This is a genomic window from Eubacterium sulci ATCC 35585, assembly GCA_001189495.1.
Taxonomy (GTDB): Bacteria; Bacillota; Clostridia; order Peptostreptococcales; family Anaerovoracaceae; genus Eubacterium_B; species Eubacterium_B sulci.
This window is the reverse complement of sequence record CP012068.1, coordinates 1,248,104-1,272,290: the sequence shown is the minus strand read 5'-3', so window position 1 is coordinate 1,272,290 and position 24,187 is coordinate 1,248,104. Positions and strand designations below refer to the sequence as shown.

At 39.7% G+C, this 24,187-nt stretch carries 20 protein-coding genes, 3 pseudogenes and 1 other annotated feature; all 23 genes and pseudogenes read left to right on the top strand.

Annotation, left to right across the window (positions count from 1 at the left end; all coding sequences use genetic code 11):
- Window positions 1-8: 8 nt before the first annotated feature.
- The 23 genes and pseudogenes from ADJ67_05890 to ADJ67_05780 all read left to right on the top strand — a co-directional run bounded on the left by ADJ67_05890 (window position 9) and on the right by ADJ67_05780 (window position 24,131).
- Window positions 9-1,064, top strand: a complete 1,056-nt coding sequence (locus tag ADJ67_05890; GenBank protein ID AKT47213.1) for a hypothetical protein — start codon at window positions 9-11, stop codon at window positions 1,062-1,064.
- A 59-nt stretch (window positions 1,065-1,123) separates the two neighbouring features.
- A complete protein-coding gene (locus tag ADJ67_05885; protein AKT47212.1) occupies window positions 1,124-2,071 on the top strand; it encodes a lantibiotic ABC transporter in 948 nt (315 codons plus the stop codon).
- Window positions 2,072-2,084: 13 nt separating this feature from the next.
- Complete coding sequence (locus ADJ67_05880) at window positions 2,085-3,449, top strand: hypothetical protein (GenBank protein AKT47211.1); 1,365 nt, start codon at window positions 2,085-2,087, stop codon at window positions 3,447-3,449.
- A 207-nt stretch (window positions 3,450-3,656) separates the two neighbouring features.
- Entirely contained in the window at window positions 3,657-4,556 is a 900-nt protein-coding gene (locus ADJ67_05875) for a hypothetical protein (GenBank protein ID AKT47210.1), read from the top strand.
- 162 nt (window positions 4,557-4,718) lie between these two features.
- Window positions 4,719-5,738: a hypothetical protein gene (locus ADJ67_05870; protein AKT47209.1), complete on the top strand. Its 1,020-nt coding sequence runs from the start codon at window positions 4,719-4,721 to the stop codon at window positions 5,736-5,738.
- A gap of 79 nt (window positions 5,739-5,817) precedes the next feature.
- Entirely contained in the window at window positions 5,818-6,630 is an 813-nt protein-coding gene (locus ADJ67_05865; protein ID AKT47208.1) for a DNA-binding protein, read from the top strand.
- Window positions 6,631-6,682: 52 nt separating this feature from the next.
- Window positions 6,683-6,797: a binding site (FMN riboswitch), on the top strand.
- A gap of 189 nt (window positions 6,798-6,986) precedes the next feature.
- Complete coding sequence (locus ADJ67_05860; protein AKT47207.1) at window positions 6,987-8,111, top strand: riboflavin biosynthesis protein RibD; 1,125 nt, start codon at window positions 6,987-6,989, stop codon at window positions 8,109-8,111.
- Entirely contained in the window at window positions 8,093-8,746 is a 654-nt protein-coding gene (locus ADJ67_05855; protein ID AKT47206.1) for a riboflavin synthase subunit alpha, read from the top strand. Before ADJ67_05860 ends, ADJ67_05855 begins: the two co-directional genes overlap by 19 nt.
- 18 nt (window positions 8,747-8,764) lie before the next feature.
- A complete protein-coding gene (locus ADJ67_05850) occupies window positions 8,765-9,982 on the top strand; it encodes a GTP cyclohydrolase (GenBank protein ID AKT47205.1) in 1,218 nt (405 codons plus the stop codon).
- 29 nt (window positions 9,983-10,011) lie between these two features.
- The gene (gene ribH, locus ADJ67_05845; GenBank protein ID AKT47204.1) at window positions 10,012-10,485 is read left to right on the top strand and encodes a 6,7-dimethyl-8-ribityllumazine synthase; all 474 of its coding nucleotides are present in this window, start codon (window positions 10,012-10,014) and stop codon (window positions 10,483-10,485) included.
- Window positions 10,486-10,513: 28 nt separating this feature from the next.
- Complete coding sequence (locus tag ADJ67_05840; protein AKT47203.1) at window positions 10,514-11,164, top strand: haloacid dehalogenase; 651 nt, start codon at window positions 10,514-10,516, stop codon at window positions 11,162-11,164.
- Between the two features lie 162 nt (window positions 11,165-11,326).
- On the top strand, window positions 11,327-12,307 hold the full coding sequence (locus ADJ67_05835) for a membrane protein (protein ID AKT47202.1): 981 nt from the start codon (window positions 11,327-11,329) through the stop codon (window positions 12,305-12,307).
- A gap of 163 nt (window positions 12,308-12,470) precedes the next feature.
- A pseudogene (locus ADJ67_05830) lies at window positions 12,471-13,748 on the top strand (hypothetical protein).
- Window positions 13,749-13,984: 236 nt separating this feature from the next.
- Window positions 13,985-15,148 carry a hypothetical protein gene (locus ADJ67_05825; GenBank protein ID AKT47201.1) on the top strand — a complete coding sequence of 388 codons (1,164 nt, stop codon included), beginning with the start codon at window positions 13,985-13,987 and terminating at the stop codon, window positions 15,146-15,148.
- Between the two features lies 1 nt (window position 15,149).
- Window positions 15,150-16,487 (top strand): hypothetical protein, encoded by a 1,338-nt coding sequence (locus tag ADJ67_05820; protein AKT47200.1) that lies wholly within the window; start codon window positions 15,150-15,152, stop codon window positions 16,485-16,487.
- On the top strand, window positions 16,484-17,053 hold the full coding sequence (locus tag ADJ67_05815) for a nuclease (protein ID AKT47199.1): 570 nt from the start codon (window positions 16,484-16,486) through the stop codon (window positions 17,051-17,053). The genes ADJ67_05820 and ADJ67_05815 overlap by 4 nt, the downstream gene beginning before the upstream one ends.
- A 98-nt stretch (window positions 17,054-17,151) precedes the next feature.
- Entirely contained in the window at window positions 17,152-17,877 is a 726-nt protein-coding gene (locus ADJ67_05810; protein ID AKT47198.1) for a 2-C-methyl-D-erythritol 4-phosphate cytidylyltransferase, read from the top strand.
- Complete coding sequence (locus ADJ67_05805; GenBank protein ID AKT47197.1) at window positions 17,871-18,896, top strand: ribitol-5-phosphate dehydrogenase; 1,026 nt, start codon at window positions 17,871-17,873, stop codon at window positions 18,894-18,896. The genes ADJ67_05810 and ADJ67_05805 overlap by 7 nt, the downstream gene beginning before the upstream one ends.
- 18 nt (window positions 18,897-18,914) lie before the next feature.
- Window positions 18,915-19,487, top strand: a pseudogene (locus ADJ67_05800) (hypothetical protein).
- Window positions 19,488-20,646: 1,159 nt separating this feature from the next.
- A pseudogene (locus tag ADJ67_05795) lies at window positions 20,647-21,705 on the top strand (hypothetical protein).
- Window positions 21,706-21,861: 156 nt separating this feature from the next.
- Complete coding sequence (locus tag ADJ67_05790; protein AKT47196.1) at window positions 21,862-22,779, top strand: thioredoxin reductase; 918 nt, start codon at window positions 21,862-21,864, stop codon at window positions 22,777-22,779.
- An 80-nt stretch (window positions 22,780-22,859) separates the two neighbouring features.
- Window positions 22,860-23,564 carry a uridylate kinase gene (gene pyrH / locus ADJ67_05785; GenBank protein ID AKT47195.1) on the top strand — a complete coding sequence of 235 codons (705 nt, stop codon included), beginning with the start codon at window positions 22,860-22,862 and terminating at the stop codon, window positions 23,562-23,564.
- Window positions 23,565-23,582: 18 nt separating this feature from the next.
- Complete coding sequence (locus ADJ67_05780; protein AKT47194.1) at window positions 23,583-24,131, top strand: ribosome recycling factor; 549 nt, start codon at window positions 23,583-23,585, stop codon at window positions 24,129-24,131.
- The last annotated feature ends 56 nt before the right edge of the window (window positions 24,132-24,187 follow it).

The following is a 24,187-nucleotide window of genomic DNA, read 5'->3' as shown; positions in this document are numbered from 1 at the left end:
GAGCAGCTATGGATATAGAAATCATAAAAGGCGCAAAAGAAGGCCAAAGTAAACTTAATAAAGTGAAAAGCTTTTTAGCATCTTCGGGCCTTGATTTAGACAATGATATCGAAACAACTGTCTGCATTTTGGAGGATGGAAAGCTGGTTGCGACTGGTTCAAGAGCTAAATATCTCCTAAAGTGCATAGCTGTCAGTAAGGAGGCTAGAGGAAGCGGGTATATGAGCGCGCTTATGGGAACCCTATGGCAGGATGCCTTCCAAAATGGAGTGAAGGAGCTGTTAGTGTATACCAAGCCTGAGAATACTGCTTTGTTTGAGTCGCTATTCTTTCATAGACTCGCAAAAACTAAGGACATAGTGCTCTTAGAAAGAGAAAAGGGCGAGGCTAAGCACTTTGCTATTAAGCAGATAGAAAAGGCCTATGCCGAAAAGGGGAAATCATTTGATAAATTCTCAGCTGCCGAAATAAGAGGAGCTGCAGTCATGAACTGCAATCCTTTTACACTAGGCCACAGATACCTCATAGAAGAAGCAGCGAAGCAGTGCGATGTCCTATATGTATTTGTCGTATCAGAGGAGGCTAGCGTGTTTAGCTTTGAAGAGAGGTTTGAACTTGTAAAAAAGGGATGTGCAGACTTAGATAATGTATTTGTTGCACAAACGGGGCCATACCTTGTGTCAAAGGCAAGCTTTCCGCAGTACTTCATCAAAGATAAGACGGAGGTTTCGCGCATCAAATGCGAGCTGGATCTTGAAATCTTCAGCAAAATATTTGCTAAAGAGCTTGGTATATCAAAGCGCTTCTTTGGAAGCGAGCCACTGTCTGAAACGACAAGAAAATATAATGAGGCGATGAAGATTTACTTGCCGAAAAAGGGTATAGAAGCTATAGAAGTCGAAAGAGCAGAGGCACTAGGCGAGCCGATTAGCGCAAGCAGGGTAAGAATGCTATTTGATGAACTAAAAGATGCTAAGGCAGATGCCAAGGACGTAAGCCAAAAGCTTAGGTTACTTTTGCCAGAAGCAAGCTTTGATTTTCTAATGAAAAAGAGCAAGAGATAATTTTGATAGATGGATGCGATTTGTAAAATCGCAAGAGATTATAGAGAAAAGGAGATAATATGGAACATAGCGATAAATTAAGGAGTCACCTGTTTACTACATACTATGCACCTAGAGGAAGGTCGAGAATTTATGGACTTGGAATTCAGCTAGCGCAGCAGTACCTTTCACCATTTGATAAGCTCATTGGTGTTATTGGCGAGGCTGGATCAGGAAAGAGTGCGCTCATAAAGGGAATGTTCCCAGGCCTTGAGCTGACAAATGACGATGACGGAGTGAATGTTAGACCGCTGCCAATTCTCCAGCAGGACTATGAGCAGGGCTTCTTCACGCCACATACTTATCATCTTGATATTCGCTTTGAGATGGGTTTTCACCAGCTTTCAGTTTTGGCAGGAGCGATTCTTCAGGCTATCAAAAGGGGAAAGCGTGTAATCGTTGAGCACTTTGATATCGTATATCCTATGCTCAATATGAACGCTGATCTTTTAATTGGCGTGGGTGAGGAAATTGTTTTGACAAGACCTAGAATTTTTGGCCCATTTCCTGATGAAATCTACAAGATGGTCTACACATCTCTGCCATATAGACTCATGGCACATACTGCAGAGGATATCTGTGAGTACTTCATGCCTAAGGATGAAATTTCAAGATGTACACACGATGACATCAGGCACGGTTTCATAGTGGCATTCCCGGATTATCAGCCTAACTTTGATCTTGTAGAGCTAGAAAATAAGGTCAATGATGTTATAAAAAGGGAAATACCAGTCTCATACTACGATGATAACCACATCAAAATTGGAGACCTTATCCATCCTTGTACGGGACCGCGTACTCATGTTTCAAACACCAAGATGATTAAGGAGTTTCACCTTCTTCACCACTTCATCTATGACGTTATTAACAAGCGCTACTTAATGGTTGGCTGCGTTGGTGAAAATTCTCTAGAAAAGCTAAAGTCCTTAGACAGCGTAAACGAGCATATGGCAGGTATGATAAAATAGGTTTTTCAAAACTATGTACGAAATAAGGAAGGTAGAGCTTGCAGAACTTCTCAAGTCAAGAGATGAAAATGCGCTTCTTAAGTTAGAGTTCATAGATAGATATAAAATGCCGGTCGTATCTGTTTCAATGAATATCGCTGGGGAAATCAAGAGAAGTCCTTTAGTAGATTTAGCCTTTGAATATGGATATTCTAGACTCATTATGGAGCTGGGCGAACCGAAAAAAAGCCTTGTGAAGCGTGACTTCACAGGGTGTTTTGCTTTACTTGTATTTGATTTAGAAGCAGAATATGTTAAGTCAAAGTGCCTTGCAATAGAGGAGGAGCTTCCGGTCGGAAGACTTCTCGACCTAGATGTTACAGATGCTATAGGAATGCTTATTAGAAGGCCTGGTGCAAAAGGACGAAAATGCCTTGTATGTGGAGGATCTGTATTTGAATGCAGTAGAGCAAGGGCTCACGGCCTTGACGAGGTGGTGTTTAAGACACAGAATTTACTTTTAGATTTTGCATCAGCTAAGATATCAAAGCTAGCTGTAAGTGCACTAAAGGAAGAACTTGAGCTAACCCCAAAGCCTGGTCTTGTAGATCAAAGAAACTGCGGAGCTCACAGCGATATGGACTTTGATATGATGTCTAGAAGTGCGATATCCTTAGAAGGCTATTTTGAAGAGGTGCTTCGTCTAGGTTTTGATATGAATTTGTCAAATACTTGCGAATTCATAAAGCTTAGAAATCTAGGAATAGAAGCAGAAGAAAAGATGATGTGCCTCACTTCTGGCGTTAATACTCATAGGGGTGCAATATATGGAATGGGTATCTTGCTTTCTGCCCTAGGAAACTGTCTAAAGCATGGAGGAAATCTAAGAGATAAATCGCGAAAAATCGCGAAAGGCCTTTTTGAGCTGAAGAAATGCACTAGCGAATCAGAATGTAATGGGCATGTAGAAACCGTAAAAATATCGATGGGAAAATCAAATGGAGAGTTAGCTAGAGAGGCTTTCGGCAGATGTGGCGCAGAGGATGAGGCCATGAAGGGGTTTCCTACAGCCTTTGCTGGGGCTTGTTATCTTAATGATTTAGTTGATGAATACGGTAAGCTCACTTTGACTGCCAAACTGAGATGCTTTTTATTTGTTTTAGAAAAAGCTGATGATAGTAATTTGATACATAGAGGTGGTATGAAAGGGCTAGAGCTTGCTAAGGCCGAGGCTAGAAGGATTAGAAAACTAGATGATGATAAGCTTGTAAAGGCCTTAGAGGAGCTTGATGATGTTTTTATCGAGATGAATTTAAGTCCCGGTGGAACAGCTGATATCTATGCACAAAGTCTTCTTCTTCAAAAAATAAAAAATCACCTAGGGTCTGAGCTTTGGTAGACTAGATGAACTAAAAACTCATATGAGTATGCAAGCACTGATTTTTCGGGAAATTCAATAGCTAGACAGCTTTGAATTTTATCTATTGATTTGTTAAAGCAAAAGAATTATAATTTGGGATATACAATTAGTAAAGCACTGTTTTATTATCAAAATAATTAGCTTAACTAATTTAATTTAGAATTTAGCGTATATTTGGAGGTTTTAATGAGTATTTCGCAATATCAGGCTTTCTTGAAGACAATTGAACTCGGAAATCTTACTCGTGCAGCTGAGGATTTGGGATATACTCAGTCAGGAATAACACATCTGCTTAATTCACTTGAGTCAGACTGCAACCTTAAGCTTCTTGTAAGAGAGAAGAGCGGTGCATATGCAACTGCTGATGGAGAGGAGTTAATGCCTTATTTTGAGGAGATATGCCAGTCATACGACAATCTTTATCGCAAGCTTAATGACATACATAGACTTGAGTCAGGGCTAATTAGAATTTCAACTTTTACAAGCGTATCTGTTCAGTGGCTTCCTAGCATAATTGCTAAGTTTGAGAAGGATTATCCGCTAGTTCGCTTTGAGCTTCTTCATGGCTCAGATGTAGAGAGCGAGGACTGGGTTCGCAGTGGCAGGGTTGACTGTGCATTTATGAGCCTTTCAGAGGAAACTCCATTTGTTACATATCCGCTACACAAGGATCCTATGGTTGCTGTAGTTCCAGCAGACCATCCGCTTGCTTCAGAGGAGAAAATTGCTATTGATGATCTAGTTAAGTATGATTATATCAAGCTTAATGACAGTTCCTTCAGCGATGTTAGCGAGATTGCTGAGGTGTTCAACAAGCATAAGGTTAAGCCAAATGTAAGATTTGCTGAGATGAACGACTATGCTGTTGTAGCAATGGTTGAGAAGGGACTTGGCGTTACACTGCTTCCGCAGATGATAGTTGAGAAGACATCAAGAAACATTGCGATTAGACCTCTTGTTTCTGGAGAACAGAGAACTCTAGGAATTGCAGTTAAGAACCAAAATCACCTTACGGCGTCTACCAAGGAGTTCATCAAATACACTCAGGAGTGGGTTTCTGAGAAGTATCCAAAGGAAGAACTATAGAATAAGGTTAATACGGACCAATTTGCTTTGCAGATTGGTCTTTTTTGGTTATATTAGAAACTAATAATTTAACATGAGTAAAGGGAAATCACGACCGTCGTTGACTTAAACTTATATAAAAAGTATAATGGACAAAATATTAGTGGCTAATCGGAGAGCGAAATGGAACAGATAAAGCGCCTTATTAACCTTGGTGACGGAATATTAGACACAGTCAACTCAGCGGTACAGAGTGAAAACTATAGGACGCTGAGCAAGGATATAAAGGAACAAATCGATTTATCCCTTGGTAAGGAAACAACATACACAAACTATAGTAGAAGCTATAGTAATCTTGATAGGTCGAAAACAACATATTTCTGTATGAAGAAACCAAGTTCAGGACTTGTGACCATAGCAATAGCGGTTTTTCTTGTGATTGCAGTACTTTCATCAATTTCTTGTATCGCGATAGGTCTTACGGGTTTTCTTCTAGGCGTAATGATGCTGGTTGTACTTTCGATGCTTCTAATAGTTGTAGCAGCAGCTTGCCTCTATTTCTTCGCAGTCGGAATGAGGAAACTAAAGCTTATAGAAACCTTTGATAAGTATGCCAAAATAATAGGCCCAGAGGAGTATTACGGAGTCAATGAACTAGCTGAGTATGCAGGCGAAAGATACGAGGAGACCTTGCTGAATCTGCACAATATGATAGATGATGGAATGCTTCCTTATGCAAGGTTTGATGATGGGTTTAAAACTCTGATTTTGACGGATGAAATGTACAGCAGATACTCATATATCAAAAGGTATAGGAATAGCCCTAATGTATCAGTTGATGTCAAAGATGAGAAGCTACAGGCTCAGATGGCAGTAGCTATAAGAGAGGATGGAGAGGCATTTCTAAAGGATGTAGATATATGTAAAAATCTTGCTGGTGATGAATTCGATATTAAAACGGAGTGCTTTAATAGGATAATAGAAAAGATTTTCAATTATCTTGACGAAGTTCCATCTAGTGCAAACGAGTTATATATTTTGATGAATTCATATATCAAAGCTATTAGAAAGCTCCTGTTTGCATATACGAATTTAGAGAAGGATGATGCTTCGAATACATGGAGCATAAAGCTTGAAATTTCAGAGGCAATAGACGAAATTAACGATGTCTTTGAAACAAATATAGATAAACTTTATAAATAAATAGCGAATTTCAATATTGACATATGTCGAAAATAGTATATTATAGACATATGTCAATAATTATTTTTGGGAGAAAATCATGGCAAGACCAAGAAGAAGTAGAAAGATAGGCGTCATTCCAGAATATAGGTGCTTTGCACCAGAGGATGTTAGAAATGATGATAGTGTGGATATCACTCTAGATGAATACGAAGCTATGCGATTAATCGATAGCTGCGGACTAAATCAGGAGGAAGCTGCGAAACAAATGGATGTTTCTAGGACTACGGTAACAGCTATCTATGAATCTGTGCGTAAGAAGATTGCAGATTCCATAGTCTATGGAAAGACTGTTTATATAGTTTCAGACGATTCCTGCTGTAGTAAGGATGCTCGTTATTTAAACGAGGATGCGCACAGGGAAATTGCTCTTGCATATGAGAATTTTGATAAGAAAGGTGAAAATACAATGAGAATAGCAGTAACATTTGAGGATGGTAAGATTTTTAGACATTTTGGACACAGCAAAGCTTTTAAGGTTTACGATGTGAACGAGGGCAAGATTCAGGAGTCAAAGCTAGTTGAAGTAGCTGAGGGTGGACATGGTGCAATTGCTGGACTGCTAAAGGAATCAGAAGTAGATGCAGTCATCTGTAGTGGAATTGGAGAGGGCGCTCAGATTGCTCTAGCAGAAGCAGGAATTGAGCTATACGCAGGTGTAAGCGGTGACTGTGATGAGGCTGTAGAAAAGCTCCTAGCTAAAACACTAGAGTATAGCAAAGGCGCTAACTGTAGCCACCATGGCGGTGAACATAAGTGCGGACACCACAAGGGTGAGCACAGTGGCGAGCATAAGTGCGGACACCATAAGGGCGAGCATAGTGGTGAGCATAAGTGCAAGCACCACAAATAAATTTTTAACTAGTACTTTACAAACCAAAAATAAAGTATTATGATTAAAAAAAAGATATCTTCAGGGCAGGGTGTAATTCCCTACCGGCGGTAAAGCCCGCGAGCCGAAAGGCATGATCCGGTTAGATTCCGGAGCCGACAGTATAGTCTGGATGGAAGAAGATGATGGTACAATTATTTTTGTGATAATGATGTAGTATCTTTGCTCTGAGATGGGATTCCATTTCAGAGCTTTTATTTTACAAGATTATCATAGGTGTATGAGATTTTTGTTTGTACATTAGAGATTGCACTACCCCTGTAGATATATTGCAGGGGTTTTTGTTTGTCCCAAAACGAAAGAAAGAAGGCATATAGGTGATAGAACAAAAGTATATGCAAAGAGCAATTCAGCTAGCTAGGCAAGGCGAAGGCTGGACAAATCCAAATCCTATGGTAGGTGCAGTAATAGTAAAGGATGGTCAAATCATAGGAGAAGGATATCATGAAAAATGCGGTATGCTTCATGCTGAGCGCAATGCGATTGCTTCGCTTACAGAATCTGCAGATGGAGCGACTATGTATGTTACGCTTGAACCTTGCTGTCACCACGGCAAGACTCCGCCGTGCACAGAGGCTATCATAGAGCAAAAGATTGCAAGAGTAATCATAGGCTCAAGAGACCCAAATCCAAAGGTTGCAGGAAAGGGTGTAGCGATATTAAGAGCAGCAGGAATCGTTGTAGTCGAGGACTATATGAGGGATGAATGTGACAAGTTAAACCCAATATTCTTCCACTATATTAGAACTAAAAAACCATATGTGATTATGAAATACGCGATGACTTTAGATGGGAAGATTGCAACAAAGATAGGTGCATCAAAGTGGATTACAGGAGAAGAAGCAAGAAAAGAAGTTCAGTATATGCGGCATAGATATATGGGCATAATGGTCGGAATTGGAACTGTGCTTGCGGATGATCCGATGTTAAACACTAGGGTAGAAAATCTAAAAAGTCCAGTCAGAATAATATGTGACAGCAAGTTAAGAATTCCTCTCGATAGCCAGATTGTAAAGAGCGCAAAAAAGCAGCAAACAATAATTGCATATTCAGATATTACATATGCAGAAGAGAAACTGAAGATACTTCAGGATGCGGGTATAGAGACGGTTTGCTGCCTGGGTGATGATAAGCGAATAGACCTTAATAAGCTGATGTCATTCATTGGAGATAAAGGAATAGATAGCATACTCCTTGAGGGAGGAGGAACTTTGAACGACAGTGCTCTAAGGGCAGGCATAGTAAATGAAGTTCAAGCCTTTATTGCACCAAAGATATTTGGTGGAGCAAGTAGCAAGAGTCCAGTTGAAGGCATAGGAGTAGAAGTGCCAAGAGATGCATTTAAGCTAAGATGCTTAGAAGTTCAACAGATAGGCGAAGATATCAAAATAAGATATAAGGTATGCATGAAAGAGGAGGAGCAATGTTTACAGGGATTGTAGAAGAAAAAGGAAAAGTCTCTCACATGCAGCTTAGTGGTGAATCGGGAGTCATAGCGGTAAAAGCTAGGAAGGTTTTGGAAGGAACAAAAATCGGAGATAGCATTGCAGTAAATGGAGTGTGCCTAACGGTTACATCTCTTCAGCCTGACGGATTCACAGCAGATGTAATGGCAGAGACTATTAGGAGAAGCAGTCTGGGAAGCTGCAAGGCAGGAAGTCAGGTAAACCTAGAGCGTGCAATGGCTGCAGATGGAAGGTTTGGCGGACATATAGTAAGCGGACATATAGATGGAACTGGGGTTATTAAATCCATGATTCGCGAAGAAAATGCTATATGGGTAAGGATTGAAACCTCAAAGGACATCCTGCATTTGATAGTGGAAAAGGGCTCGATTTGCATAGATGGAATAAGCCTTACGGTTGCAAAATTAGATGAATCCAGCTTTGCTGTATCGGTCATACCACATACAGGAGAAGAAACTACGCTGCTTGGAAAAAATGCAGGGGATATAGTTAACTTAGAAAACGATGTTATAGGCAAGTATGTAGAGCGCTTACTAGGCATCAAAACGAGTAAACCCGAAAAACAGGAATCAAAAATTACTATGGAATTTCTTGAGACATTTGGATTTTAGAATAGGAGGATATGTCTTATGTCACAAAAATATAATTACAACACAATAGAAGAAGCACTTCAGGATTTGAGAGACGGAAAAGTAATTTTAGTTACCGATGACCCAGATAGAGAAAATGAAGGAGATTTCATATGTGCTGCAGAGTTTGCAACGCAAGAGAATATAAACTTCATGGCTGTACATGGAAAAGGTCTTATCTGCACGCCAATGAGTGAGGAACTTGCTGCAAGGTTAAATTTCCCTCCTATGGTAGCAGAAAACACCGATAACCATAGCACTGCATTTACAGTTGCAGTAGACCATGTCGACACGACTACTGGAATATCGGCAGCGGAGCGCTCGCATACAATAATGAAGTGTGTCGATGAAACATCAAAGCCAGAGGATTTTAGAAGGCCAGGACATGTATTTCCACTGGTTGCAAGAAGAGGTGGGGTTCTAGTTCGCAACGGTCATACAGAGGCAACGATAGACCTAATGAGGCTTGCAGGGCTAAAAGAATGTGGAGTTTGCTGTGAAATCATGAAGGAAGATGGAACCATGATGCGCACACCTCAGCTTTGGGAACTCGCAAAGGAGCATAAGCTTTGCTTCATCACAATAAGCGACTTACAGGACTATGTGAGAATTCACGAAAGACATGTGAGAGAGGAAGCAGTTGCAGACCTTCCAACACAGTATGGCGATTTCAAGGTACATGGATATATCAACGATATTACAGGAGAGCACCACGTGGCTTTAGTTAAAGGGGATATCGGAGATGGAGAGAATGTGCTTTGCAGAGTTCACTCAGAATGCCTCACAGGTGATGCATTTGGCTCGCTAAGATGTGACTGCGGTCTTCAGCTTCAGACAGCAATGCGCCAAGTTGAGGAAGAGGGTAGAGGAATAATCCTATATATGAGACAAGAAGGAAGAGGAATAGGGTTAATTAACAAAATCAAAGCTTATGCGCTTCAGCAGCAGGGCTATGACACAGTAGAAGCCAATGTAAGGCTTGGATTTGCGCCAGACCTTAGAGAGTACTGGGTAGGAGCACAGATATTATCTGACCTAGGTGTAAAGTCACTTAGACTTCTTACAAATAACCCTGAGAAGGTTTATGGACTAGGCGGTTTTGGACTGAAGATCAAAGAAAGAGTTCCGCTAGAAATTCAGCCGCAGAAATACGATTTTCTATATATGAAGACAAAGCAAGATAAGATGGGACATATTTTTAAGGAAATTAATTTATAAAAGAACATAATCAAAATAGGAGGATGAAAATGAAGCAGATCAATTTGGTAGAAGGAAAAGTTATAGCACCTGAGGGAATGAGAGTGGGCATAGTTGCTGCAAGATTCAATGAGATTATTGTAAATAAGTTATCTGGTGGAGCAATCGATGGTCTAGTTAGACATGGTGTAGAAGAGGATAATATCACAGTTGTTTGGGTGCCTGGAGCATTTGAAATTCCGCTTACAGCTCAGAAGATGGCTAAGTCAGGAAACTATGATGCAGTAATCTGTGTTGGCGCCGTTATACGCGGAGATACTTCTCACTACGACCTAGTTTGCAACGAGTCCGCAAAGGGAATTGCACAGGTTGAGCTAGCTACAGGAATCCCAGTACTATTTGGAATCATTACAACGGAAAACATTGAGCAGGCTATCACGAGAGCCGGAAGCAAGGCAGGAAACAAGGGCTATGACTGCGCACTGTCAGCAATTGAGATGGTAAACCTTCTAAAGCAGCTATAATGCATGTTTTGATAGATTAAAAGGTAATATGATGATAAAGACAATCATATTTGATTATGATGGTACCATACACAACACGCTGAGAATATATGAACCGGCATTTCGCAAGGCATATAAGTGGCTTGTAGATCAAAATCTTGCAGAAGAGAGAATCATAGAATCATCTGAAATTGCAAGCTGGCTAGGCCTAAATAGCAAGGAGATGTGGGATAAGTTTTTGCCTGAGCTTGCTCAAACTTATAAGGATGAGGCGAGTGCTATGATTGGAGCCATGATGGTTGAGCAAATCGAAAGACATGAGGCTCTTTGGTATGAAGGTGCAGGGGATGTACTGACAAAGTTAAAGCAAGCTGGATATAAGCTCTTAATCCTCAGCAATTGCAAGATATCTTACCGAAAAGCACATTGGAAAGAGTTTGAAATGCAGCGCTGGTTTGACCGTTTTTATGACTGCGAATCTTATGGATTTAAGCCAAAGACTGAGATAGTAAAGCAGATTACAGAGGAGTTTGAAGGACCTTATCTTGTAGTCGGTGATAGATATCATGATTTTGAGTGTGCAAAGTCATGTGGAGGAAGCTTTGCTGCCTGCCTTTATGGCTACGGACAAATGGCGGAATTTGAGGGCGCAGACTACCTTGTAAATGACATAAGAGATATTCTTGAAGTAGTCAAGTGATTATTAACCGGGGAAACCCGGTTTTTAATTGGATAATTTCCTATTTGCACCTTCCTTAAATTTGCTTTTAGCTTTATTAAAAGCTTCAAAAATGGTAGAATATATGGGATATTATTTTGATGAATTTAAGAATGAAAAGAAAGAACAGCTTAGGAGAATTCAATGCGTGATTTGATTATCTATGTCATTCTTGCAGCCATAGGATATTTTACCGGTAGCAAGCTTAGACATAAGAAGGAGAAACTTGCGTGGACGGGCAAGTTTCAGACGGTAGCTATAGTTCTACTTGTTTTAACTATGGGCTCAAGAATGGGCGCTAACGATGAGGTTATCGAAAATCTCGGAAGTATAGGTGTGTATTCGCTTGTAGTAACAGTGGTCATACTCGTATTTTCAATTATAGCTGTATTCCTTGCTAGGAAGGTTCTAAGAATAGATAGGCATGGTCTTCTTATTTCAGCTGATAAACCAATGGATGCTGTGAATAAGGAGGAAAATTCTAATGTTGATGGCGGAAAGATTGACAAGATGACTCTTATTATAATAGCTTCTGTCATCCTCGGTCTAATATGTGGATATGCTCTTGTAGATAAGGTATTTGATAGTTATGATACCTTTAATACAATGGCAGGACACGCTATTCAGATAGGGCTTTGCATACTGCTTTCACTAGTTGGACTAGATCTTGGCCTTGATGGTACAGTTATAGATAATTTCCGCAAGGTAGGACTTCGCGTTTTGATCTTCCCATTTGCAATTGCAATCGGAAGCCTTGCAGGAGCCTTCATATGCGGACTGATACTTCCGCTTTCAGTTAAAGAAATGCTCGCTGTTGGCGCTGGATTTGGTTGGTATTCACTGGCTCCAGGAATAATACTAGAGGCAGGGCTAGCTCAAGCAAGTGCAGTTGCTTTCATGCACAATGTTATGAGAGAAATACTAGGAATCATATTTATTCCACTTGTTGCTAAGAAAATTGGATATGTTGAGACTATTGCACTACCTGGCGCTGCAGCCATGGATGTATGCCTTCCAATCGTAGAAAAATCAACGAGTGGAAACATCGCGGTATACTCGTTTATATCAGGCCTTGTGCTTTCAGCATTAGTACCGATATTTGTTCCGCTAATCCTTGCACTTTAAATGCGTAAAATAGCTTTAACAGGCTGCCACATTTGACGCAAAAGTACAATTGAAATATAATTTAATAGATATTTGTGATGTTCGGAAAACACCCTTACATAGACGAAAATGAAGGCTTAACTATCTAGTCACATTTTCAAAATCAAGGTGATAAAGGAAAATCATGCGTATAGAAAAGTCGACCAAAAATATCAAGATAGCATGGATTTTACAACTGGTACACATCTTGTGCCAGTTTTTTTCCCGTACAGCAATTATTTATATACTATCAAATGAGTACGTCGGACTTTCAGGGCTTTTCAGCAATGTGTTAATGATTCTTTCACTAGCTGAACTAGGTATAGGTGAAGCTATAGTGTTTAGCCTTTATTCACCGATTGCCAAAAACGAGATAAGTAAGATCAAGTCAATAATGAGGTTCTACAAGAGGATCTACATCGGAGTAGGGGGATTTGTCCTATTCGCTGGCCTTTTGATGACACCTTTTATTGATTTTTTTATAAAGGAAAAACCAGATATTCCAAATCTACATTTGATATATGTTCTATATGTTGTTAATACTGCAGTTTCATATTTCTTCTCGTATAAGTCCGCCTATGTTTCAGCAAGGCAGAATAACTATATAGTTGCGCTAAATAACGGAATTTGCGAGATTCTCATGGTTATTGTGCAGGTGCTTATCCTAGTGATGAGTAGAAACTACATAGGCTTTATGCTGGTGGGAATATTATTTGTTTTGATACAGAACATATCAATCACACGCATTGCAGATAAGCGCTATCCTTACCTAAAGGAAAAGGATGTAATTGACCTTCCTAGAGATATCTTTGCTGAGATTAAGAAGAATACTCTAGCCATGGTATTCCACAAGATTGGAACCATTATAGTATTTGCAACTGACTATCTGATTATATCAAAGTTCATAGGCCTTGTTATATCAGGAATATACGCTAACTACACGATGATAGTTAACGCGGTTACTGTATTTATCAGCAAGTTCTTCACAGCGATTTCTGCAAGCGTTGGAAATCTTGCTGCTCTAGAGGATGTTGAAACTCAGGAGAAGGCACTTAAGAGAGTTTTCTTCATAAACTTCTGGCTATATAGCTTTGCATGCTGCTGCCTGTTTAACCTGCTAAATCCATTTATCAACGATATCTGGGTCAAAAAGGATACTGTATTTGGAACGGGTGTAGTTCTTCTCATAGTTATGAAGACATATTTTACTGGGATGCGTAGCAGTGCTCAAACCTTCAAAAACGCAAAGGGCCTATATTGGTATAACAAGTATATGCCAATATATGAGTCGCTCATAAATCTAGGTGTTTCGCTTGTGCTAGTTAAGCCGCTTGGGGTATCTGGAGTTTTGCTTGGAACCATAGTTAGCACGGTGACAACATGTGCTTGGATAGAGCCTTATGTGCTTTATAAATACGGATTCCATAAGAGTGTTATGCCTTATTACAAAAACTACCTAAAGCTCAGCCTGGTTTTCTTTGCAATACTAGGTGTTTGCTACGGAGCAGTGAGCCTAGTGCCAGGGCATAGTTTTATTGCATTCTTGATAAAGCTAGTTATTAGTGTGATACTACCTAATATCTTGCTATATATCATTTTCAGAGATAGTGACGAGTTTGCCTTCCTGAAGAGTATAATCAAAGAGAGGTTTTTACATAGATGAGCATGCGAAAGATTAGAAAAGCCTTAGCGCTGACATATTTTTATATATATAATCGCATAGCTTCTGCTTTTTTAAAGCTAGACGATAAGGGCGTAGTGTTTCTAACTGACGCACACGAAAGCCTAGATGGAAACCTAAAGGCGATTAAAGACTATATAGAAGCGGAAAAATTTGACCTTAGAATACAGAGTTTCTGCAGAGGAGATAGGAGAAAAGCAATCAGCTTTTCTGAATTTAAAGCTATCTGCAGGGCTATGAGTAGTTGCAAGTACATAATTTTAGATGATTTTTATGGACTTACAAGCACGATGAAGCTTAGAGATGGACAAAAGCTGATTCAGCTTTGGCATGGAAGCGGGGCTTTTAAGAAGTTTGGATATAGCAGGTTAGAGGCAGATATGAATCCTCGAGTAGTTCATAGCGGATATCGTAAGTATACGGGAGCACTCGTGAGTGCTGAGGGAGTTCGCAAGTGTTTTGCTGAGGCATTTGGAATTTCCGTAGATAAGGTTAAGGCTCTTGGAAGTCCGCGAAGCGATATGCTCTTTGATGATGAATTTAAGACTGAATCAAAATCAAAGCTAATAAGCGCATTTCCTGAGCTAAAAGGGAAGAAGATAATTCTCTTTGCGCCTACATATAGGGGGGACCGCATCGAAGCAGCAAATTATGATTTTGATAAGCTTTCGCCTAAGCAATTTATGAGTGAAATCGGAGATGAGTACAGAGTCCTACTAAGATGGCATCCTGCTTTGCTTGCGAATGTAAAAGCTGGAAGGCTTAACTTTGATCTTCCTGAAGGTATGATTGACGTATCAGAATACCCAGATGTGAACGAGCTAATTGCAGCTTCTGATATTTTGATAACAGATTATTCATCGATAATCTTTGACTGGTATATAACGGGAAGACCAGTGATTTTCTTCATGTATGATCTTGAAGAATATAAAGGCGGAAGAGGCCTTTATTTTGAACTAGATGAATATCTCTACGGAAGACTTGCAAGGAACAAGGACGAGCTTGTAACTGCAGTGCGTGAAGAAGACCTTTGCGCAGAGAAGCGAGCTGCTTTTGGAGAGAAGTTTATGTCGGCTTGCGATGGTCACTCGAGAGAAAAGGTAAGCAAGTGGATCTTTGACGAAGATGATGAGAGGAAATAAGATGGAAAATTTAAAGCTTACATCACCCTGTAAAGATAAGAGATTTTCGAGCATTGTAATTAGTGCTCTTGTTACTATATACTCCCTGCTTTTTATTCTGTTTAACACACTTGCAGCAAAGCCTTTTATCAACTGGTTTGAACGACTTGAGGTTGTAGTAGGAGGTCTTCTTCTAATTGCAGCATTGTATAAGTTCTTTGCCTGCAAGGCTGAGAGAGCATACCTTAAGCCAAGACCATTTATTATTATTGGGATATATCTTGCTTCAAGGCTTATAGGCTGGTGGAGCGTTGGCTTTGATTACAGCACAATAAGAACTGTTTTCTTTGAAGTAGTCTATCTAATTGCAATTAATGAGATGATTATATCAAAGAGCTATTTAAGACGATTTCTAGCTCCTATGATTATTTTGATAAACCTAGCGCTCAACCTGCTAGAAGCATTTTGCCATATTGTTTATAAGCTCTCGCCAGAAAGCGGAATTGCTGATTTTCTGATAAGACATAGCTACAATGACGGCAAGATGAACTTTACATATCTATATACAAATCCAAATACCATGGGAATTATGACGGCACTTTCATTGGTTTTACTTTTTATAATTATGCCTAAGCCTTTGTCTAAGGCTAAGCTTACTATGCTAAGCCTTTACAGTATCTTTTCCCTTGTTGTTGTATTTAAGTCCGAATGCAGAAGCGCTCAGCTTGCTTTGATTGTAATATTAATTTCGTACAGCATTGTAAGACTAATAAAGCCTATAACAGGTAAAAGATTGACTCTGCTTGCCCTTTTAGCATCGCTGTTTGCAACATGTGCGGTATATGGCCTTATGTATTCTCATCAAGATACAGGCGTTGCCTTTGAGTGGGAAAACAGCTACGGAAATATAGAATACAAGTTAAACAGAGCTAGTAGTGCAAGATATAATATCTGGAAGACTGCAATGCTTGCACATATGGATAAGAAAGCATTTGGCACGGGAAGTTTAAAGAATGAGATGGCTTCTAGAAATGAGTATATAAAAGGTTTCTGGGAGCAGCGATATCATGGAAGCTATCATTTTAGACCGACTATATTAGGACCTCATAGTGGCTACTTTGCTATGATATACACGACTGGATTTACAGGATTCTTCATATATATATCACTTTTGTTTTATATGATAAGAAGAGCAGACCTAATGCAAAGGGGAAACTGGTACCTAGCGATAATTTTTACATTAGTTGTCAGTCATTTAGAAAGCGTATTCATAGTCAGCAGATTTTTCCTATGTCTTGTGATGATGATGGTTTTGTCAGCTTATGACGATGAGGCTAATGAAGAGGGAATCAATATATGAAATTATTCACGATAGATGAGACTATATCCTCGATTCTCGAAGAAACAGAGGGTCTTGATGAGGAAATAACTGAAGGAATTATACTTAGAAAAAAAGAAATTTCTGCGATAGAAATTGAAAAGCTAAAGTCTAAACTTGAAATAGAGTATTTGGACTCTGTATTTACAGAGGATATTCTAAGCTATAACTGGGGTAATTTGGGTTTTCTCAGCTATCAGTTTGGATATGGAGATGAAACTAGCCTTAGCTGGCTAATAAATCGTAATCTAGAATACGAGGATTATCCGGTACTACACAAAAGAGATTTAATTATAATTGCAAATGGAGATCCATATACAATTTTATTAGAATGCAGGTCCGGAAAAATATACGCATTTACAAGTGATATGAGCTACGATGACATAATACCTATTGCATCGGATTTTAGAAAATTTGTAAGAGCGATGGGCACAGCTCAATATGCTGTATGGAAAAATGCAGAAAAAGAATTCGTGGAATTGATGAGTAAGGAGCTCACTGGTAGAAGCCTTGAGTTTTGGAAAGTGTTGGTATCAGAATTTAGCTGATAAAAATTCAGGATACGCAGCATCTGAATAATTATAACCAAAATTATAAAGAAAGGAATAATTGATAATTAGCTTGCTAATTGTCATACAGGAGTGAAATGGAATCTATGAATGTTTATGGAGTAATTTTAGCTGGTGGCGTAGGAAGTCGCATGGGTGATGCCAAGCTACCTAAGCAGTATATGAACATAGGTGGAAAGCCGATTATTATTCACACAATAGAAAAGTTTTGCCTATATGATAGCTTTGAGGAAATTGTAATAGCCTGCCCTAAACAGTGGCTACAGCATACTAAAGACCTTATCGCTAAATACATAGATGATAATGAAAAGATTACGGTTATTGAGGGTGGCAAGGTCAGAAATGAAACCATTGTAAACTCAATTGACTTTATAGACAAAAAATATGGAATAGATGAAAACACTATTGTGGTAACTCATGATGCAGTTAGACCTTTCGTAACATATAGGATGATAAGGGATAATATCGAGATGGCAAAACGCTTTGGTGCATGCGATACAGTGATTCCTGCTACAGACACCATAGTCGTAAGCGAGGATGGTGAGATAATCAGCGCTATTCCTGATAGAACAAAGGTATATCAGGGTCAAACACCACAGAGCTTTAAAGCTAAAAGCTTCATGGAGCTATATGAGGGACTTGACGAGGACACAAAGAAAATACTTACAGATGCTGCCAAGGTATTCTTGATAAATGGTGAAGAGGTTCACCTAGTAAAGGGTGAGAACTACAACATCAAGATAACCTATCCATACGATATTGCAGTTGCAGAAGCTCTATTAAAGGGAGAAGTAGAATGCTAAATACGGTTTATCGATTGACAGGGCCGCGCAAAATCGAGGTTCAGTTCAGCGATATAAATCTTGCGGATAATAAAATAATTGTAAGACCTGAGGCTCTCAGTATCTGCCATGCAGATCAAAGGTATTATCAGGGACTTAGACCTTCTGAGATAATGGAAAAGAAACTTCCTATGGCTCTTGTACACGAGTCTTGCGGACGAGTTGTATTCTCAAATTCAAAGAATATCCCAAAGGGAAGCAGGGTAGTTATGATTCCTAACACGCCTGTTGAAAAGGATGAGTTCATAGAGGAAAACTATCTCGGAAGCAGTATGTTCAGAGCAAGCGGAAGCGATGGCTTCATGCAGGACCTTATTGCTCTTGATGAGGATAGGGTTGTAGTTGCACCAGAGGATATCGATCTTGACGTGCTTGCATTTACAGAATTTGTGAGCATATCATACCATACGATTCAAAGATTCGAGAGGTTCAGTCACGGAAGAAGAAATGCGCTAGGCATATGGGGAGACGGAAATCTAGCATACTGCACGGCACTACTACTTAGATACGTGTATCCAGATTCAAAGATATATGTGTTTGGAACTCATGAAGGCAAGCTTTCGAGGTTTAGTTTTGTGGATGAGACTTACAAAATCCGTCACATTCCAGAAACACTTAAGCTTGACCACGCCTTTGAGTGCGTCGGTGGAGAAAACTCTGGAGATGCTATAAATCAAATCATCGATTACATAAACCCTGAAGGTGCAATTGCTTTGATGGGTGTAAGTGAAAGAAATGTCCCTATAAACACCAGAATGGTGCTTGAGAAAGGACTTAGAATATTTGGTAACAGCAGAAGTGGAAGAGCGGACTTCCTAGGTGTTCTTAAGATGTACGCAAAGCACCCTGAGATTCCACGCTACCTTGATACACTCATAGGAAATGTAGTCGAGATTTCGAGCCTTGATGACATGGCAGAGGCCTTTGATGTAGATGCAAAGAGTAGATGTGGAAAGACTATAATGCATTGGAACATTTAATTTTGATAGGAGTTATATATGGCACCTAAGGTTTCGGTAATTGTGCCAATTTATAATGTAAAACAGTATCTTGCAAACTCGCTTGACTCTATTGCAGGGCAGAAGTTTGATGAGCTTGAGGTACTTCTTATAGATGATGGCAGCAGCGACGGATCAGCTGAAATAGCAAAGGCTTATGCTGCAAAGGATAGAAGATATAGATATATAAGACAGGAAAATGCAGGTGTTTCGGCGGCAAGAAATCGCGGAATTGAAGAGGCAAAAGGAGATTACCTGGCCTTTTATGATGCAGATGATATAGTTCCAGAAAAAGCGCTTATCTCCATGTACAAGGTGGGAGAAACTCGCAAGGCAGATATTGTAATAGGCATTATGGAAGAGAAGAGCCTTGGAGAATCACTGCTTTATATGCATTCTGTAAAGCTTTCTTCTCAAAGAAATATCAGTCCGCTAGATAAGAATCTATTCGGAGCTTGGTCGATTTGCAATAAGCTGTTTAGGCGTGAATTCATAATAAAGAATAATTTAAGACTAGAACCACTCAAAAACGCAGAGGACGGTGTCTTCACTTTTTGTGCTTTGCAGAAGGCAAAGAGAATCTGTGGATGCAGGGTCGTAGCCTATAACTACATAAAAAGACCTTTCTGGGAGAGCGCATCTGCAACACAGACCATAAGTAGGAGCTATATGGAAAGCCTCCTAAAGTCGCATGAGAGGATTCTTGCAGAGGCGAACAAGCTTGCTGAAAGTAACATTAAGAGCAATAGATCAAAGATAAACATATATCTTAGACCTCTATATATCAGATTTATAGAAGGTGAACTGCTAAATGGATACTATAGAGGTATTTGGCGCGCTGATGAGGATTTGACTGAGAGAATCAACGAAAAGCTTGCAGAATACAAAAAGCATATACAGGTTTCTGACTGGAAGGCTCTATGCAAGAGACATAGAGACCTAAATTTAGAGGAGGGCCTAATTCCGCTAGATGAACTTGCTGGTAGGCCTTTGGTGTCTATTATTTTGACATCGGAGTCATCTCCAAAGTACCTGAATTTACAGGTGGCAAGCCTTTACAATCAGCTGTTTCCACGCTTTGAAATAATTCTATCAAAACGAATCAAGGATGATATCTCAGATAATTATGCAAGCAAAGCTAATATCAAAATATGCGACGATGAAGGACTTGGTAAGGATGAGTTTATAAAGAAGGCCTTTGATATGTCACTAGGCGAATATGTAATATTTGCAGATGAGAGGCTTCTCTTCACCAAGAACACCATTAGAAATATGTGGAGTATGCTAGAGACTAAGAAGACAGGATGTGCATCGGTGATGGTGAAGAGCTTTGATGGAGAAAGCTATTCTTACATAGATAGAATTAACTCTGCTTACGGTTACGGGACTTTTAGAAATATGTTTATTTCTAGAGACTACTTTGTATCAAACAAGATGATAAGAAAGTCTGTTTTGATGGCTGAACCTAAGTTTCCAATCGTATGCGATGAGAAGAGTGGGGCAGTTAAGCTGTTTGAGAGAAGCATTTCATGCTCAGGAACACGTAAATCTACAATGATTGCGCCGCTAGATGAGGCTCATATAAAGAGACTTATAGATGAAAATCCAGCAAGTGCATTTGACCTCTTTAGAGCGCGCGTGAACGCTATGCTAGATAGATTTATGAATCATCTAAAGAAGTATTTAACTAAAGACGATGTTAATAAGATAAGAAAAAGGTTTAAGAAATAGTATGACTTTTGCTATTGCGATATTTCGTGGATTTTTAAACTTAATATATGCATTATTTAAGCTTTTACCAGTTAGAGATAAGGTCACTTTGATAAGCAGGCAGTCCGACTCAGCAAGCGAGGATTTTTTGATGCTCAAATCAGAGATAGAAAAGCAAAGCCCTAAAACAGAGGTCAAGATCTTATCAAAGAAGCTTAGAAAAAGCCCTGGTGCATTGATTTCGTACATAGGACATATCTTTGTACAGATGTATCATATCGCAACAAGCAAAACTGTTGTAATCGATTCATACTGCATTGCAGTGAGCGTGCTAAAACAGAGAAGAAGTCTTAGAGTAGTTCAGATATGGCATGCCATGGGAGCACTCAAAAGATTTGGTCTAAGCATATGTGGCGAAGAAGAGGGTAGCAGCCCTAAACTAGCGAAGGCGATGAGAATGCACAGAAACTATACCCATGTCTTAGCGAGTGGAAAGGCGTGCGTTAAACCTTTTGCAGAGGCTTTTGGATGCATAGAGAAAAGGATTGTAATTGGCTCACTTCCAAGGGTTGATAGACTTATGTCTGAGGATATTAAGCAGCATACAATAGATAAAATCTTTGGCAAATATCAAGAGCTTAAGCAAGCTAAAGATTGCGATAAAAAGATTATCGTTTATGCACCGACATTTAGAAAACATAAGGATATTTCTGTTGAAATTGAAGATTTAATAAATAAAATAAGTTCAGAGGACCGTATAATAGTAATCAAAAAACATCCGCTGATGAAGCTTTGTATTGAAGATAGACCGGGTGTAATTTTAGACGATACCTTCTCTACTGAAGAGATGCTCTATATTGCAGACTGCGTTATAGCTGACTACTCAGCCATAGTGTTTGAGGCAGCACTTCTCAACAAGCCTATGTGCTTTTATGCATTTGACCTTGATGAGTATATGGCGAGTAGGAGTTTTTATCTTGATTATGAGAAAGATATGCCTGGAGCTATTTGCAAGGATGTCGATGAAGTTGAGACGGTGCTAAAAGATTTTCGCTTTGACCTTGAGGCAGTAAGAAATTTTGCACATAACTATGTCGAGAAGACTGAGGGCGTGACGAAGGAACTTGCTAATCTTGTTTTGATGGATAATTAATGAGAGTTTAATTTAGATTTAACAAAATCTAACAGGGTATATATAAAACTAACAAATTAGAAGATAAGTGGTAAGGAGGATATTATGTACGACATTATCATAGTAGGAGCAGGCCCTGCGGGATTGACTTCAGCAATTTACGGAGTGCGCGGTGGAAGAAGCGTTTTGATGATAGAAAAACTAAGCTATGGCGGACAGATTATAAATACACCAGAGGTTGAAAACTATCCTGGAACAGGAATCGTTTCAGGTTTTCAACTTGCGAGCGATATGTATGAGCAGGCAACAAAGCTAGGTGCGGAGATGGCATTTGGTGAGGTTGTTTCTCTCGAAAAGAATGCAGATGGAATCTTCAAGATTGCTACAGATGGTGGCGAGGAATTTGAGGCTAAGAGCGTTATACTTGCGACTGGTGTTAAGAGCAGACCTCTTGGAATAGATAGAGAGGAAGAGCTCACAGGCATGGGCGTTTCATACTGTGCAACCTGCGACGGAGCTTTCTTTAGAGGAAAAGATGTTGCAATAATGGGCGGTGGAAACACTGCACTTGAGGATGCTGAATATATGTCAACTATTGCCAATAAGGTTTACCTTGTTCACAGAAGAGATAAATTCAGAGGTGACCAAGTTACTGTTGATAGACTAAGCAAGAAGGAGAATGTTGAGTTCATTCTAAACAGTGTACCTAAGGAACTTAAGGGTAGCCCTAAGCTAGAGACTCTAGTAATCGAAAACACAGAAAATGGAGAGCTAAGAGAGCTTGAAGTTCAGGGAGTATTCGTTGCTTATGGACACATAGCTCAGAATGCTGCTTTTGATAAGCTAACAGAGCTAGATAAGGCTGGATTCTTCGCATCAGCTGAGGACTGCATGACAAAGACAGAGGGAATTTTTGTTGCTGGCGACTGCAGATCAAAGGCACGCAGACAGCTTGTTACAGCTACATCTGATGGTGCAACAGCTGCCATGAATGCAATAGACTATTTAAACGCTCAGGAATAGTTTTTCAGAGTAAAAATCAATTCCAATAGACCGCGTGATATGTTATAATAGTTGTAATAAAATTTAATAAGGAGCTATATATGGAACCAATTTATAAGCGCGTACTTCTAAAGATTAGCGGAGAAGCACTTGCCGGTGACCAAAAGTTTGGAATATCTGACGAGACTACTAATACTGTTGCAAAACAAATTAAAGAACTTTGTGACCTAGGTGTAGAGACTGCAATTGTAGTTGGCGGTGGAAACTTCTGGAGAGGCCGTAGCAGTGAGAATATGGACCGTGCGACAGCAGACTATATGGGAATGCTTGCAACGGTAATGAATGCTTTAGCTTTGGAATCCGCACTTAACATACATGGGGTAAAGGCGAGAGTACAGACTGCCATAGAGATGAGAGAAATAGCTGAGCCTTATGCAAGAATGAAGGCTATCAGCAGGCTCGAACGCAAGGAGGTAGTAATCTTCGGAGCAGGAACGGGTAATCCTTTCTTCTCAACTGATACTACTGCAGCACTCAGAGCAGCTGAGATGGATGCAGAGGTAATTCTTCTAGCAAAGAATGTTGACGCAGTTTACTCTGATGATCCAGAGACAAACCCAAATGCTGAGAGATATGATTCACTCACATTCAAGGAAGTCGTTGATCAGGACCTTAAGGTTATGGACCTTACAGCAGCAACTCTTTGTAGAGATAACGGTATAGCTATTCATGTATTTGGTGTTGCTGGAGAAGGCAATATCATGAAGGCAGTATGTGGCGAAAAAATTGGAACTATAATTAAATAGTCATTTTAGGAGGAAGAGATGAGCCATCTAAGTTTACAAGAAAGAATTGAGAAGAGTAAGCAGGTTTTGAAGTCAGATTTGAATACAGTAAGAGCAGGAAGAGCTAACGCTTCACTACTCGATAAGGTTTTGGTTGATTATTATGGAACACCATCACCACTAAAGAACCTTTCAAACATATCAACACCTGATCCTAGAACTCTTTTGATTGCACCATTTGACCCTTCTTCACTTCCTGAGATAGAGAAGGCAATCAATAAGTCAGAGCTAGGCATCACACCGTCAAACGATGGTAAGTGCATCAGACTGGTAGTTCCTCAGCTAACAGAGGAGCGCAGAAAAGAGCTCGCCAAGATCATCAAGAAGATGGGTGAGGATTGCAAGATTGCAGTAAGAAACATGAGACGTGACGAGAACGATCACTTAAAGAAGCAGCAGAAGGGCGGAGAGCTATCTGAGGATGAGCTAGCAAAGGAACTCGATAACGTACAGAAGACTATCGAAGCTGCAATTAAGGAAATTGACCAGATTATAGCGGAAAAAGACAAGGAACTTATGGAAGTTTAAGGCTTTCATAGATTGCAAACTATAGAAATTTATTACGGGCTGTTTCGCTTTGCGGG

Coding starts and splice junctions, on each gene's coding strand:
- ADJ67_05870 (AKT47209.1), top strand. CDS start 4,719: ATGGAACAGATAAAGCGCCTTATTAACCTTGGTGACGGAATATTAGAC.
- ADJ67_05815 (AKT47199.1), top strand. CDS start 16,484: ATGAAATTATTCACGATAGATGAGACTATATCCTCGATTCTCGAAGAA.
- ADJ67_05810 (AKT47198.1), top strand. CDS start 17,152: ATGGAATCTATGAATGTTTATGGAGTAATTTTAGCTGGTGGCGTAGGA.
- ribH (AKT47204.1), top strand. CDS start 10,012: ATGAAGCAGATCAATTTGGTAGAAGGAAAAGTTATAGCACCTGAGGGA.
- ADJ67_05820 (AKT47200.1), top strand. CDS start 15,150: ATGGAAAATTTAAAGCTTACATCACCCTGTAAAGATAAGAGATTTTCG.
- ADJ67_05885 (AKT47212.1), top strand. CDS start 1,124: ATGGAACATAGCGATAAATTAAGGAGTCACCTGTTTACTACATACTAT.
- pyrH (AKT47195.1), top strand. CDS start 22,860: ATGGAACCAATTTATAAGCGCGTACTTCTAAAGATTAGCGGAGAAGCA.
- ADJ67_05865 (AKT47208.1), top strand. CDS start 5,818: ATGGCAAGACCAAGAAGAAGTAGAAAGATAGGCGTCATTCCAGAATAT.
- ADJ67_05825 (AKT47201.1), top strand. CDS start 13,985: ATGAGCATGCGAAAGATTAGAAAAGCCTTAGCGCTGACATATTTTTAT.
- ADJ67_05780 (AKT47194.1), top strand. CDS start 23,583: ATGAGCCATCTAAGTTTACAAGAAAGAATTGAGAAGAGTAAGCAGGTT.
- ADJ67_05790 (AKT47196.1), top strand. CDS start 21,862: ATGTACGACATTATCATAGTAGGAGCAGGCCCTGCGGGATTGACTTCA.
- ADJ67_05855 (AKT47206.1), top strand. CDS start 8,093: ATGTTTACAGGGATTGTAGAAGAAAAAGGAAAAGTCTCTCACATGCAG.
- ADJ67_05890 (AKT47213.1), top strand. CDS start 9: ATGGATATAGAAATCATAAAAGGCGCAAAAGAAGGCCAAAGTAAACTT.
- ADJ67_05850 (AKT47205.1), top strand. CDS start 8,765: ATGTCACAAAAATATAATTACAACACAATAGAAGAAGCACTTCAGGAT.
- ADJ67_05840 (AKT47203.1), top strand. CDS start 10,514: ATGATGATAAAGACAATCATATTTGATTATGATGGTACCATACACAAC.
- ADJ67_05875 (AKT47210.1), top strand. CDS start 3,657: ATGAGTATTTCGCAATATCAGGCTTTCTTGAAGACAATTGAACTCGGA.
- ADJ67_05805 (AKT47197.1), top strand. CDS start 17,871: ATGCTAAATACGGTTTATCGATTGACAGGGCCGCGCAAAATCGAGGTT.
- ADJ67_05880 (AKT47211.1), top strand. CDS start 2,085: ATGTACGAAATAAGGAAGGTAGAGCTTGCAGAACTTCTCAAGTCAAGA.
- ADJ67_05835 (AKT47202.1), top strand. CDS start 11,327: ATGCGTGATTTGATTATCTATGTCATTCTTGCAGCCATAGGATATTTT.